This is a genomic window from Acinetobacter legionensis (assembly GCF_048552295.1).
Classification (GTDB): Bacteria; Pseudomonadota; Gammaproteobacteria; order Pseudomonadales; family Moraxellaceae; genus Acinetobacter.
The window spans coordinates 70,028-82,864 of the sequence record NZ_JBIMCW010000020.1 but is presented as its reverse complement, the minus strand read 5'-3'; the positions used below and the strand labels follow the sequence as shown (position 1 = coordinate 82,864).

Sequence of the window (12,837 nt, the reverse complement as noted above, 5' to 3'; positions counted from 1 at the left end):
TGACCAGCTACCACAACAAAATAAGGTAGCTTAACTAGAGCAGAGTATCACTTATAAATAAGCTTTTAGTTGTTCAAACATGTGGGACCACCTCTGATTAACCGAATTAACAGACAAGGAGCTTTCTAAAGTCAGTGGTCAGGCATTGATGAGTTTGAGTTATATTGCACCCAATGACTCGGTGAATAAGATGCAAGGACTAGGAGTTGGTTTTTATAAACTGGGCCTTGAAGCTGATCTTGAACTGAATGCCAATATTAAAAAACTACAATTGGGTTGTGGGGGCGCAAATGGTGCAGGTGGATGTGATATTGATATTGATAATTTGAGCCTTTCTGGTCTAGCAGATACCCGTGAAGGTCGTGTAGGTTCAAGTGCAAAACTGACTAATCCATTTATAGAATTTGCGATTAAAAATCCTGATACTGCTTCGACAAGAGAAGTGGTGGGTTTACGCTTAAGTGCTGAAAAAGCATTGGGTTTGTTAACAGCAGGTACTGAAAATTCAAACTCACCAAATGGTATTAATAGTCTAAGTGGTGCTTTAAAAATTAAAGCAACAACAGGCATTGCTAATACAACTGCAAGGAATTTACAATATGCTGATACAGATATGTCTATTAAAGGTAATATCAAACTAGGCATTCTTCCAACAGCAAGTTTTCAGACAAATGACTATAATCTAGGGCTACAATCTACTGGCGCTACATTAGCAATTAATGGGAAAACTTTATACGGAAATCGTATGAATAGTGCCCTTTTAACTGGAACAGCTAAAATTGATGAGCTATTTTTCAATGGTTCAATTAAGCCAATTCTTGCAGGTATTGATTTATCTTTTTTAACATTAAATGCCAGTGGGAGTATTTCTGGTTTAACTGCAAATTTAGATATTAATCAAAGCTTAGGATACATTCACAAGCTACAATTGAATAATCCATTTTCTTTATCATTACAGCAACAATCAGTGTGGTGGCCAAACGCGGAAATTGCAGCACAAAGAGGATGGTGGCTAGCAATTGAAGATGAAATTGATATTGGCAAAGTGACACCATCGAATACAATTGATGTGACGAATGATGTTTTGAAACAAGTTGTACCTAGTTTAAATGAATACCTTGCTAAATCTGAGAATACAGTGAAATGTCCTGGTGTAATAGGTTTATCTTGTATTGCGAGTGAGGTAGCAATTGGGGAAATTAATTTGTCGGGCTCAAATCCATTATATTTTCCGATTAAAGATTTGAAATTGGCAACTCAGGATTTTGCTCCTAACTGTTATGGTTCTTTAAAATTTTGTTAAAAGACTGCTGCAAGAAAAAACCTCCATTTGGAGGTTTTTTATATTAATAAGGCATTATTTATGCATGATTCGCGATTTATCACGTTGCCAATCACGATCTTTTTCAGTTGCACGTTTGTCATGTAACTGCTTACCTTTTACCAAAGCAATCTCCAGTTTTGCCAAATGACCTTTCCAGTAACATGCTAAAGGGACACAGGTATAACCTTTTTGATTGACAGCACCAAGTAACTTTTCAAGTTCACGACGCGAGAGCAACAGTTTACGTGTGCGTGTTGCTTCAGGGACTACATGAGTAGATGCTGAAAGTAAAGGTTGAATTTGAGCACCGAAGAGAAATGCCTCGTTATTTTTAAAGGTGATATAGCTTTCAGTAATGGTCATCCGTCCAGCACGTAATGACTTGACTTCCCAACCTTGTAAAGAAAGCCCAGCTTCAAATTTTTCTTCAATAAAATAATCGTGGCGTGCACGTTTATTTTGTGCAATCGTCCCACTATTATTTTTTTTAACGACAATGTTTTTCGACATAATACAAATATTCCAAGAATAGCCTTATTTTGCCTCAAACTTGGCTTCAGGTGAAGTCATTTCACAATTAAACCCCAAGCTAAATCAAAAGAGGTTATTCGCTAATATTTAAGTTTTTGATAAACTATAGCCCTACATAACAAACTAGAGTACAAATGGATGTCTAAAACTCGTGTCATCTATCCAGGAACTTTTGATCCAATTACCAATGGCCATGTTGACTTAGTCGCACGTGCTTCAAGAATGTTTGATGAAGTTGTGGTCGCAATTGCAATTGGACATCATAAAAACCCAGTCTTTAGTTTGGAAGAACGTGTAGAGTTAGCAAAGATATCCCTCAAACATTTACCCAATGTTGAGTTTGTCGGTTTTGATGGGTTATTGGTAAATTTTGCACGTGAACAACATGCTACAGCAGTGTTACGTGGCTTAAGGGCTGTTTCAGATTTCGAATACGAATTTCAACTTGCGAATATGAATCGTCAGCTTGATCATGATTTTGAAACAGTATTTTTAACACCATCAGAGCAATTTTCATTTATTTCTTCGACGATGGTTCGAGAAATAGCACGATTGAAAGGTGATGTGGCAAAGTTTGTTCCTCAATGCGTTGTCGAAGCCTTCCATCGTAAACATCAACAAGGTTGGTAGTGTGTCTTTAATTATCACTGATGAATGTATCAATTGTGATGTATGCGAGCCTGTATGTCCAAATGATGCCATTTTTATGGGGGAGGAGATTTATGAAATCCATCCGAACCTATGTACAGAATGCGTTGGGCATTTTGATCAACCACAGTGCGCGCTTTTCTGTCCAGTCGACTGTATTCCGCTCGATCCGAACCATGTAGAGAGCCAAGAAGATTTGATGGAAAAGTATAAAAAACTAATTGCTCAAAAAAGCGCAAGCAATTAGCCAAGAAATTTGTTAGGATACGCCCCGAAGTGAGCCAGACGATCGCTGCTGTGGAGATCTCCGTGATTGAAGCAGGGGAGGAAAGTCCGGGCTTCATAGGGCAAGGTGCCAGGTAACGCCTGGGCGGTGTGAACCGACGGAAAGTGCAGCAGAGAGTAGACCGCCTTCAATATCGTTTCTTTTCGGAGAAATGGAAGGTAAGGGTGAAAGGGTGCGGTAAGAGCGCACCGCATGGCTGGTAACAGTTCATGGCATGGTAAACCCCACCGGAAGCAAGACCAAATAGGGATCCTATAGGCATGGCCCATGCTGGATCCGGGTAGGTCGCTTGAGCGTATGAGTGATCATGCGCCTAGAGGAATGATCGTTCTAGACAGAACCCGGCTTATCGGCTCACTTCGATGAATTTTATTTTAATTAGTGCTTGACGTAATATTGTTTACAGCAGATAATGCGCGCACAGTTTTAGGCTATGTAGCTCAGTTGGTTAGAGCACCGCACTCATAATGCGGGGGTCACAGGTTCAAGTCCCGTCATAGCCACCATTTTTATAGACCACGTTTCCAAAAACGTGGTCTTTTTTTATCTTCCAGATTTAAACTTTACAAATGGGACTTGGTTTTGTTAAAAACCAAGGTTCAATCCCGTACTATCTCCAATATAGGTTAGGCTACTTTTATGTGTCTTTTTATAATCATAAAGTGTTGTTTTTGATAATTTCGCCAAACCAAATTGATAAGAAAAGTTAAATTGCACCTGATTGATCTTGTATTGCGTTAAAACTTCAGCGTGTTGTCGATCAATTTTTTCTAGCAATGTTTCAGCGCTATCAATGTTATCCAGATAATCTGGCTGATTTACATTTAAAATTAAAACCTGATTTGTGGATTCAGCCTCTCCGATGAAGGTATGACGACTTTCAACTTGAGCATTTTTAATGTCATGGGAGATTAAAGTAAAATCATTGGCTGACATTGCTTTGGTTTGGAAATAACCCCATAAATTGACGGAAAAAATAACAATTGTTAGCAGCGCAATGATGTAGTAATGAATATTCCATACAGCTTGACGTGGAATATTGGATTGAGCGTTTCTGAGTATTTGAGTTTCACTGAGTAGATCGTGAAGAGATTGTTGGCTATTTCCATTAAAAATTGCCAAATAGAAGCAGGCAAAAACGATACTTTGAAAAAAAGCCACAAGCAGACTGAGTAAAAGATGCTGAGTTGAATATGTTTGTAAATAACCTGCAAAGCAAAATGGAATGATAAAGATGCTTGATCTAACTAGAGAGCGCACAAATGGAATTGAAGCACCATTTAAGTCTTTTACCCTAATTTTACAAAGGATTTTCCCAATGGTTTTACCATTTCCTATCTGACTGTTAAAAGCAGCAAAATAAAATAGACAGAGGAGCGTGCCTATACATTGGAATATAAAAGGAGAATTTTCAAAATAGGGGTACAGTATTTTGCCCGTCACTAAACAGGCTACGCTGACGGTAATACAGTCGATGATAAATGCGAATAATCGAGGAAATATAGGGGCGGCTTTTTGAGTTTCAGTAGTAATTTTAGACATGGGTTTGGTTTAATTAAGTTTATGAAAATATTAATAATTAATTTAAATTTAACGTATTATAGGGTTTTTAATGAAAAATAACCAGAAAAATATTACTGAGCTATCACGCTTTTTAGCAAGATGTATTGAACTTTGAGTTATATTTTAAATTAGCAATTTATAGTTGATTTACAAATTTAAGGCATAAAAAAACCAGCTTATCGCTGGGTTCTTTATTGCACCATTTTAATAAGACTTAAAATGGTGCCCGAGGCCAGACTCGAACTGGCACGCTTTGTGGGCGGGGGATTTTAAATCCCCTGTGTCTACCGATTTCACCACTCGGGCATGTGCGCAATAATAAAGGACAGTTTTTCTCTTGGCAAGCGTATTTATGTCGATTTGCTTTCTTTTCAATCAATTCATGTGCTTATGTTTGAAAATAAAGCATTTTAAGCCGTTAAATGAGTATTTTGTCATGATTTTTTCATCAATTTGAGATTAAAGCGAAATATTAAGCCTTTAAATTGATTGGATAAAAAACTTAGAGGAAATCAACTTCAATGCCAAACTCAATTTCACGCCGTGAACTTATTCAAAAGTCATTAGCCAGTTTTGGGGCATTATCTATACCAGTGTCGTTGACTGCTTGTGGCAGTGATAATAACGATTCAACATCTCCTACAATAAAAGTTGAATTTTTGCATGGTGTTGCCAGTGGAGACCCGTTAAAAGATCGTGTGATTTTGTGGACACGTATTACGCCACAGGATACGTCTTTGCGTTTAGAAGTGGTTTGGGAAATTGCCACAGACGATAAATTTACTCAAGTGATCAATACTGGAAAAGTACAAACAGCATCAGCTCAGGATTTTACTGTTAAGGTCGATGCAGACAAGCTTAAGTCTGGGCAAACTTATTATTATCGTTTTAAATTTGGTTCGGTGATTTCGCCAGTAGGACGTACCAAAACATTACCTGAAACTGCCAGTTCTGTGCAGTTTGCGGTGTGTTCATGTTCAAATTATCCTGCTGGCTATTTTTATGTATATAAAGAAATGGCAAAACAAGAGGTCGATGCGATTATCCATTTGGGGGATTACATCTATGAATATGGTAAAGATGGATATGCCACAGAAGAAGCGGTAAGGCTGGGTCGTACACTGGCTGCAGACAATGATAAAGAAATTATCAAGTTGGACGATTACCGTAAGCGTTATGCTCTTTACCATACTGACAACGATCTACAGGCTGCGCATGCACGACATCCTTTTATCGTGATTTGGGACGACCATGAACTGGCAAACGATGCATGGAAAGAGGGTGCAGAGAATCATCAAGCCAATGAGGGAAATTTCTTAGACCGTAAATTGGCAGCTTTACAGGCTTATTTTGAATGGATGCCGATTCGTCCTGTATCTGCAACAGATCATTTAAATATTTATCGCCAGTTTGACTTTGGTTCATTGGTACAATTAACTATGTTGGATACGCGTATTTTGGCACGCGACAAACAACTCAATTATGCCAACTATATGACGGCTTCTGGTTTAGATATTGCTAAATTTCAGACAGATTTAACCAGTACTACGCGTACACTGATGGGGTATACCCAGCGTGAGTGGCTACAAAAGAAACTGGCACAATCTACAGCAACTTGGAATGTGTTGGGGCAGCAAGTTTTGATGGCAAAAATGTTAATTCCTGCAGAATTGCTATTGTCATTATCTGCAATTACCAGTGGAAATGTTACTGCCGAAACTTTAGCAAAAATGAATCAACAGATCATCGAGTTAGTTACTTTAAAAGTCCGTTTGAAAGGTGGTGATCCAACATTAACTGCTGCAGAAAAAGCCCGTGTGACCACAGTTGCACCCTATAATTTGGATGCTTGGGATGGCTACTATGTAGAACGTGAAATTTTATATGGCACACTCAAAGCATTAAATAAGAAAGTTGTAGTGTTGGCTGGGGATACGCATAATGCATGGTCTGCTGACTTGCATACTCAAACGGGTGATTTTGTTGGGGTTGAATTGGCAACCAGTTCGGTCTCTTCACCAGGGATGGAAAAGTATTTAAGTATTCCTTTGGCACAGCTACAACAATTTGAAATGGCATTCACCACGCTCATTGATGAATTGAATTACACCAATTTAAATCAGCGTGGTTACTTAAAAGTCAGCTTTACAGCACAGCAAGTGCAAGCGGATTGGATTTTCGTAAATAACATCAAGGAAAAAACCTATTCAGTGGATACGGCTCGTGCCCATCAAGTGGTTTTAAATAACAATTTGGTTGATGTAAAGACTATTCAGAAAAGTGCATAAATTTTCTAGCCTAAAAAAGCCGAGTTTAGATCGCTCGGCTTTTTAACGTGATAGATGGATTACATCATACTGTCCATATAGGCATCTAAATCTTCATATTTATAGGTTTTACACATTTCATTTTCATATTTTAATAGTTCTAAATGTAACTCTAAAAACTTCACTAAACGCTTTTGATAAAATTGATATTTCTCAGAATCTTTAGTCAAGAATCGCATTTTGAATTTTGCTTTTTTAGCCTGTTTATAAGCCCATAAACAGGTTTTTCGAATTTGTTGTAATTGATAATATTCGGTGTCTTTGGTGCTATCTCTAAATAAATTTTCTTTATAAAATTTGACAAAACCAAAGCTCATTGCAAAGAAAAATAACAGACCTTGCAACAGGGTACTTTCTATAAAATAAAGATTGAGTGCTTGGAGGACGATCAGTACCGCAAGCTTAAGCGGAATATTATTGAGTTGTTGGTATAAATGAGTCGAACTGTGTTTTATTTGTTTGATAATGATGGGAACAATAATCATAAAAAATAACATAATCGCTAAAGCGGCAATGCCATTGGCTTGAAAGCTATCGAATTTAGGAAAATGATTTGCAATATACTGACCTAAACTAAAGTAGATGCTGCAAAAAATCATAATCGACAAAATCCAAGGAATAAACTCCTTTGCTTCATCTAAAAGCCCTTTGGTTTTAATTTGACTATAAAATAGAAAGTTGCGCTTAAATGCTTGTGGGTATTGTTGTTGTAATTGATTTAAATAGAGGGAAACTTGCTTGTTTTGAATCATATAGGCTTCGCTTATCTAAATTTCACTTTGGATATTAACATAAAAAACAATATAAAATTTTAGGCATAAAAAAACCAGCTTATCGCTGGGTTCTTTATTGCACCATTTTAACAAGAATTAAAATGGTGCCCGAGGCCAGACTCGAACTGGCACGCTTTGTGGGCGGGGGATTTTAAATCCCCTGTGTCTACCGATTTCACCACTCGGGCTTTACAAGATTGGAGGCGGAGGTCGGAATCGAACCGGCGTACACGGAGTTGCAGTCCGCTGCATGACCACTCTGCCACCCCGCCATGTCTTGGTGATGCACATATTAGCAATCTTTGAAAAAAAAACAATACTATAATTCATGCATATGCACATAAATTCAGCATATGGAAGAAAATTGTCTAAATAATCATGTATTATTTGCAAAATTGATTCATATCTACTTTGGAGATGTGCCGTGGCATTGGTATTGGATGGTCGCGCATTAGCGAAACAAATTGAAGCAGACTTGTTGACTCGTGTTGAAGCTATAAAAGCAAAAACAGGTCGTACCCCAATTTTAGCGACTATTTTAGTGGGTGATGATGGTGCATCTGCGACATACGTACGCATGAAAGGAAATGCTTGCCGTCGTGTTGGTATGGATTCTTTAAAAGTAGAGTTAGGTAAAGAAACCACGACTGAACAATTGTTAGCTGAAATTGAAAAATTAAACGACAATCCTGATGTTCACGGGATTTTGCTACAACATCCTGTGCCTGAACAAATTGATGAGCGTGCTTGTTTTGATGCCATTTCACTTGAGAAAGATGTAGATGGCGTAACTTGCTTAGGTTTCGGCCGTATGGCAATGGGTGAGGTTGCTTATGGTTCGGCAACACCTGCAGGTATCATGACAATTCTTGAAGAAAATAAGATTGAAATCGCGGGCAAACATGCTGTTGTGGTGGGGCGTTCGGCTATTTTAGGTAAACCGATGGCAATGATGCTACTTCAAGCCAATGCAACAGTTACAATCTGTCATTCTCGCACACAAAATCTTGCTGAATTGGTAAAACAAGCGGATATTGTTGTTGGTGCAGTCGGTAAAGCTGAATTAATCCAAAAAGACTGGATTAAGCAAGGTGCTATTGTGGTTGATGCCGGTTTCCATCCTCGTGAAGGTGGTGGTGTGGGTGATATCCAATTGGTTGGTATTGAAGAGGTAGCTGCAGCTTATACGCCAGTTCCAGGTGGCGTAGGCCCGATGACGATCACAACGTTGATTCGTCAAACTGTGGAAGCTGCTGAAAAGGCGTTAACTTAAGTTCTAATTTATTCTGAGTACAGTGAAAGCCATGCATTCACTGTGCTTAAATCTAGCCTACATTTACACAGCGATATTTATTTTTCAGTAAAAGTAGGCAACATTGTCATTGGCTTAACGCGTTTAAGATGTACTTTTAAGTATTTATATTTGAGATTCAATAAGAAGTATTGTCTCAAACCTTAGCACATGACGTTATTGTCTATCGAATATGAGGAAGAAGCTATATTTCCTCAATATCAAAATAATAATTTTGGTCATATTTTGTATGAGCTGTACTTATCAATTTCCTAAAGCCCCACAACATTTAGTTGATGCTTTGCATGAAGTAATTCCTCAATGCGAATTATTGGCGCAGCAGTTGCCTGAAAGCCCAATTTCGTTATGGTTGATTCCACCTGTTTTTCCAACAGATCGTTTGGATGATGAGGTGATTCGCCGTATTTGGAATGATACACCGTATTGGATTTTTTGCTGGGCTTCAGGTTTAGCAATGGCACAATGGCTGATTGCAGAGCCACAGCATGTAAAAGATAAAATAGTGCTGGATTTTGGTGCTGGATCAGGCGTCGTTGCAATTGCAGCCAAAATGGCAGGTGCAAAACGTGTCATCTGTTGCGATATCGACCCAATTAGTTTGGATGCTTGTCGCGAAAATGCTTTGCTTAATGATGTAGAGCTTGAATATCTAGATGATTTATATAAATCAGAACAGGTTGATGTCTTATTAGCAGCAGATGTTTTATATGATCAATCTAACCGTTTCTTTTTAGATGAGTTTTTAAAATTTTCAACAGAAGTATGGGTGGCAGATAGCCGAGTGAAAAACTTTAGTCATCCAAATTACCAAAAATTGGATGAACGAAGCGCCACCACTTGGCCTGATTTAGATGAAGCCAAAGAATTCAGAAATGTGAGTTTTTATAAGACGCTATGACAGCGTCTTATTTTATTCTGTGATTTACACCTATCTAAAATCAAGAACAGGTATAACGTACAACATGTAAAGTGCTTGGACGGGTATCTAATGCTTGGCGTGTTGCATAATCTTCACTGTTATTTAGACTTGGTGTATTAGAAAGCCCAAATGATGTACGGCTATGTCCAAGTTGAACGCCAGCCTGATCTTTTGCTATTTGCGGATTGATAATTTCATTGGTGCTTAATACAGAAATTTTATAGTTTTTGTTTGCACCCAAAACTTTTTGACATGCACGCTGTAATTTATCAGCATCCAAATCACGATCTGCACGACCTGAAAGGGTGTATGCCAGTGTTGCACTATCTGCTGTTTGATTTTCAATCTGATAACCTGTTACGCCATTGTATTGACGAGGGGTTGTTTGACATGCAGATAAAGCTAAAACGATTAATCCTAAACCTGCATAAGTGATTTTTTTCATCTTTTAAAGTCCTAGCTTTTTGAATTATTTTTAGTATGCCATAGCTTTGCAATTTTCACGATAAGTGAATTGCGTAAATAAAACAGCTTTTTCATGTAAATAAAAAAGCTGTTTTAAATGAATTAGATTGCAAACTATAGTTTGAATTAATCATCCGTAATCAGGCTATGTTTTTTGCTATCTTTCATAAAAACATAGGTGATTAGAGATAAACTGATCATAAAGGTAATGTAATAGAAGAAATAGTTTTCATGCCCAGCATTTTTAAAGCTTAACGCAACTAATTCAGCCGTACCACCAAACACAGTGTTGGCAAGTGCATAAGGTAAGGCTACACCTAAAGCACGAATATGCGGTGGAAATAATTCAGCTTTTACAACCGCATTAATGGCTGTATATCCAGTTACAATGACCATACCACTCATACATAAGAAGAAAGCCGTTTTAGGATCCGTTGTCGAGCCTAAACTATTGAAAATAGGAACGGTAAATAACACACCGAGTACACCAAAAGTGATCATAATCGGTTTACGACCAATTTTGTCAGAAAGTGCACCCACTGCAGGCTGAATCAACATAAAAATAAAGATTGCGGCTGTGGTAATTTCAGTTGCGGTGGTTTTTTCAAAGCCAGAAGTGTTAACTAAATATTTTTGTAAATAAGTCGTAAATGTATTGAAAGCTAAGGTGCCGCCCGCAGTTAGCATAATCACTGTAAATGCTTGTTTAGGATACTTGGTGAATAAAGCCAAAGCACCAGATGTTTCACCGCCATTTTTTGCTTGTTGTTGCGCTTGTTTAGATGATTCTGTTTCAACGAGACCACGACGAATCCAGAACACAACAATTGCGAGTAATGCACCAATAAAGAAAGGAACACGCCATCCCCAAGCATGTAAGGATTCTTCAGAAAGATTATGTTGCAGGATAATCAGTACGCAGAGTGCAAGTAATTGACCTGAGATCAGAGTAACATATTGGAAACTTGAGAAAAAGCCACGATGATTTTTACCCGCCATTTCAGTTAAATAGGTGGCACTTGAGCCATACTCACCACCAACACTTAAACCTTGTAATAAACGCGCAAATAAAAGCAGTGCAGGAGCAAACATCCCAACTGAATCATAAGATGGCGCACAAGCAATGATTAATGAGCCAATACACATCAATGAAACAGAAAGTGTTAAGCCGGCTTTGCGACCTTTACGGTCAGCATAAATGCCCATGATCCATGCACCGATCGGACGCATTAAAAAGCCTAAAGCGAAAACTGCAGCAGCTTGGAGAAGTTTGACGGTTTCATTACCTTCAGGAAAGAACACAGGCGCAAAATAGAGGGTAAATGCGGCATATACATACCAATCATACCATTCGACTAAATTACCAGCTGAGCCACCTAGTATAGATTTGAAACGAGTTTTTCTATCAAGTTGCGAAGTGGCAGCTTGAGGAGATGAATTGGACAAGGCAATTCTCCAAAAGAATATGCAAAATACAGCCTGTTTAACTTTCATTTTGGATGAAAATCAAAGAAGAAAATCAAACAGAGAGAATTTAAGTAAGTATGACGAGGGGATACAAATAATTACAATGGTCGTTATACGCTTGAATGAAAGCAGACCTTATTAGACTTTGGTCTTAGCTGCGTTGAGAGCTCATTATTGTTCCAAGATGAGAAATTCTATAAATAAATGAATATTTTTTTAAAACAGGCATTTAATTTTAAATATTTTATAAATTATAAGAATTTATCTCAAAGTTAAAGCCTATTTATTTGCGTCTAAATGTATGGAATATAAACAATTTAGTAAGCTGAGTTGGATGAATTTAAGAATTTAATCTAGTCGTACAGTAAGTAGTCATGCTATTTATAGTAGCTAAATGTTCATTTTTGAAAATAAAACAATAAGGTTTCACATCTATGGACTTAATGATTCGACAACAGCAAACATTAGCATTGGTTAAGGCTCGGGGCTACATCAGTATTGATGAGATTGCACAGCATTTTGCAGTTACCCCGCAAACTGTACGGCGAGATATCAATCAATTGGCAGATGCCGGACTATTACGTCGTTATCACGGTGGTGCTGCAGTAGACTCAAGCGTTACCAATACAGCATATAGTCAACGGATCAGCCATAATTTAGCTGCAAAACAGCGCATTGCAACAGCTGTTGCAAAAGCAATTCCAGATCATGCATCTTTGTTTATCAATATTGGTACAACGACCGAAGCTATTGCCCATGCTTTATTGCAACATCGCGGTTTAAAAGTGATTACCAATAATTTAAATGTGGCAAAAATTTTGAGTATTAACGATGATTTTGAAGTGCTGATCGCCAGTGGGAAAGTGCGCCCTGATGGAGGCGTGATTGGGCAAGCCACCTCCGAATTTTTTAAGCAGTTTAAAGTTGATTATGCCTTGATTGGTATCAGTGGAATTGATGAAGATGGAACGATGCTCGATTTCGATTTTCAAGAAGTGTCAGTCTCGCAAGAAATTATTCTAGGTGCTCGGCAGGTATTTTTAGCAGCAGATGAGAGCAAGTTCGGTCGCCATGCAATGATGCGCTTAGGCCATCTTTCTGAAATAGATCGGCTTTTTACCAATAAAACCCCCACTGAAAATTATTTAAAACAAATTCATGCAGCAGAAGTAGCTTTAACTGTGGTTTAGGCTAAGTTTTAAACCCATAGTGAAAACATGAT

Annotated in this window: 12 protein-coding genes, 4 tRNA genes and 1 other RNA gene; 9 read left to right on the top strand and 8 right to left on the bottom strand. The window is 37.9% G+C overall.

Going from position 1 to position 12,837, the window contains the following annotated elements; genetic code table 11:
- The first annotated feature begins 148 nt into the window (after positions 1-148).
- Positions 149-1,303, top strand: coding sequence for a hypothetical protein (locus ACG916_RS15505; protein ID WP_419330598.1), 1,155 nt, complete (start codon positions 149-151; stop codon positions 1,301-1,303).
- Between the two features lie 54 nt (positions 1,304-1,357).
- Here the strand turns inward: ACG916_RS15505 and smpB are convergent, their stop codons facing one another.
- The gene (gene smpB, locus ACG916_RS15500) at positions 1,358-1,834 is read right to left on the bottom strand and encodes an SsrA-binding protein SmpB (RefSeq protein WP_004722477.1); all 477 of its coding nucleotides are present in this window, start codon (positions 1,832-1,834) and stop codon (positions 1,358-1,360) included.
- A gap of 159 nt (positions 1,835-1,993) precedes the next feature.
- Here smpB and coaD point away from each other — a divergent pair, with 159 nt between their 5' ends.
- The 4 genes from coaD (at position 1,994) to ACG916_RS15480 (ending at position 3,295) form a co-directional block, all read left to right on the top strand.
- Complete coding sequence (gene coaD / locus ACG916_RS15495) at positions 1,994-2,485, top strand: pantetheine-phosphate adenylyltransferase (protein WP_004722475.1); 492 nt, start codon at positions 1,994-1,996, stop codon at positions 2,483-2,485.
- Position 2,486: 1 nt separating this feature from the next.
- Complete coding sequence (locus ACG916_RS15490) at positions 2,487-2,750, top strand: YfhL family 4Fe-4S dicluster ferredoxin (protein WP_336952742.1); 264 nt, start codon at positions 2,487-2,489, stop codon at positions 2,748-2,750.
- A 26-nt stretch (positions 2,751-2,776) separates the two neighbouring features.
- Positions 2,777-3,154, top strand: an RNA gene (gene rnpB / locus ACG916_RS15485) — RNase P RNA component class A.
- A 64-nt stretch (positions 3,155-3,218) separates the two neighbouring features.
- Positions 3,219-3,295, top strand: a tRNA-Met gene (locus ACG916_RS15480).
- Positions 3,296-3,374: 79 nt separating this feature from the next.
- Here the strand turns inward: ACG916_RS15480 and ACG916_RS15475 are convergent.
- A complete protein-coding gene (locus tag ACG916_RS15475; protein ID WP_419327621.1) occupies positions 3,375-4,331 on the bottom strand; it encodes an RDD family protein in 957 nt (318 codons plus the stop codon).
- Between the two features lie 241 nt (positions 4,332-4,572).
- Positions 4,573-4,658: transfer RNA gene (locus ACG916_RS15470), tRNA-Leu, on the bottom strand.
- A 215-nt stretch (positions 4,659-4,873) separates the two neighbouring features.
- Between ACG916_RS15470 and ACG916_RS15465 the strand changes: the two genes are divergently transcribed.
- Positions 4,874-6,640, top strand: a complete 1,767-nt coding sequence (locus tag ACG916_RS15465; protein ID WP_419327622.1) for an alkaline phosphatase D family protein — start codon at positions 4,874-4,876, stop codon at positions 6,638-6,640.
- 59 nt (positions 6,641-6,699) lie between these two features.
- Here the strand turns inward: ACG916_RS15465 and ACG916_RS15460 are convergent, their stop codons facing one another.
- The 3 genes from ACG916_RS15460 to ACG916_RS15450 form a co-directional block, all read right to left on the bottom strand.
- Positions 6,700-7,431: a hypothetical protein gene (locus ACG916_RS15460; RefSeq protein WP_336952736.1), complete on the bottom strand. Its 732-nt coding sequence runs from the start codon at positions 7,429-7,431 to the stop codon at positions 6,700-6,702.
- Positions 7,432-7,554: 123 nt separating this feature from the next.
- A tRNA-Leu gene (locus ACG916_RS15455) sits at positions 7,555-7,640 on the bottom strand.
- 10 nt (positions 7,641-7,650) lie between these two features.
- Positions 7,651-7,724 (bottom strand) — tRNA-Cys (locus tag ACG916_RS15450).
- A 152-nt stretch (positions 7,725-7,876) separates the two neighbouring features.
- On the opposite strand from ACG916_RS15450, the gene folD reads away from it, so the two are divergent.
- Both folD and ACG916_RS15440 read left to right on the top strand, forming a co-directional pair.
- Positions 7,877-8,725 carry a bifunctional methylenetetrahydrofolate dehydrogenase/methenyltetrahydrofolate cyclohydrolase FolD gene (gene folD / locus ACG916_RS15445; protein ID WP_419327623.1) on the top strand — a complete coding sequence of 283 codons (849 nt, stop codon included), beginning with the start codon at positions 7,877-7,879 and terminating at the stop codon, positions 8,723-8,725.
- A 268-nt stretch (positions 8,726-8,993) separates the two neighbouring features.
- Positions 8,994-9,662 (top strand): class I SAM-dependent methyltransferase, encoded by a 669-nt coding sequence (locus tag ACG916_RS15440; RefSeq protein ID WP_419327624.1) that lies wholly within the window; start codon positions 8,994-8,996, stop codon positions 9,660-9,662.
- Positions 9,663-9,702: 40 nt separating this feature from the next.
- Here the strand turns inward: ACG916_RS15440 and ACG916_RS15435 are convergent, their stop codons facing one another.
- Positions 9,703-10,128, bottom strand: coding sequence for a hypothetical protein (locus ACG916_RS15435; RefSeq protein WP_336952731.1), 426 nt, complete (start codon positions 10,126-10,128; stop codon positions 9,703-9,705).
- A gap of 146 nt (positions 10,129-10,274) precedes the next feature.
- Positions 10,275-11,594 (bottom strand): MFS transporter, encoded by a 1,320-nt coding sequence (locus tag ACG916_RS15430; protein ID WP_336952729.1) that lies wholly within the window; start codon positions 11,592-11,594, stop codon positions 10,275-10,277.
- A 455-nt stretch (positions 11,595-12,049) separates the two neighbouring features.
- Between ACG916_RS15430 and ACG916_RS15425 the strand changes: the two genes are divergently transcribed.
- Complete coding sequence (locus ACG916_RS15425; protein ID WP_336952728.1) at positions 12,050-12,805, top strand: DeoR/GlpR family DNA-binding transcription regulator; 756 nt, start codon at positions 12,050-12,052, stop codon at positions 12,803-12,805.
- Positions 12,806-12,837 lie beyond the last annotated feature (32 nt).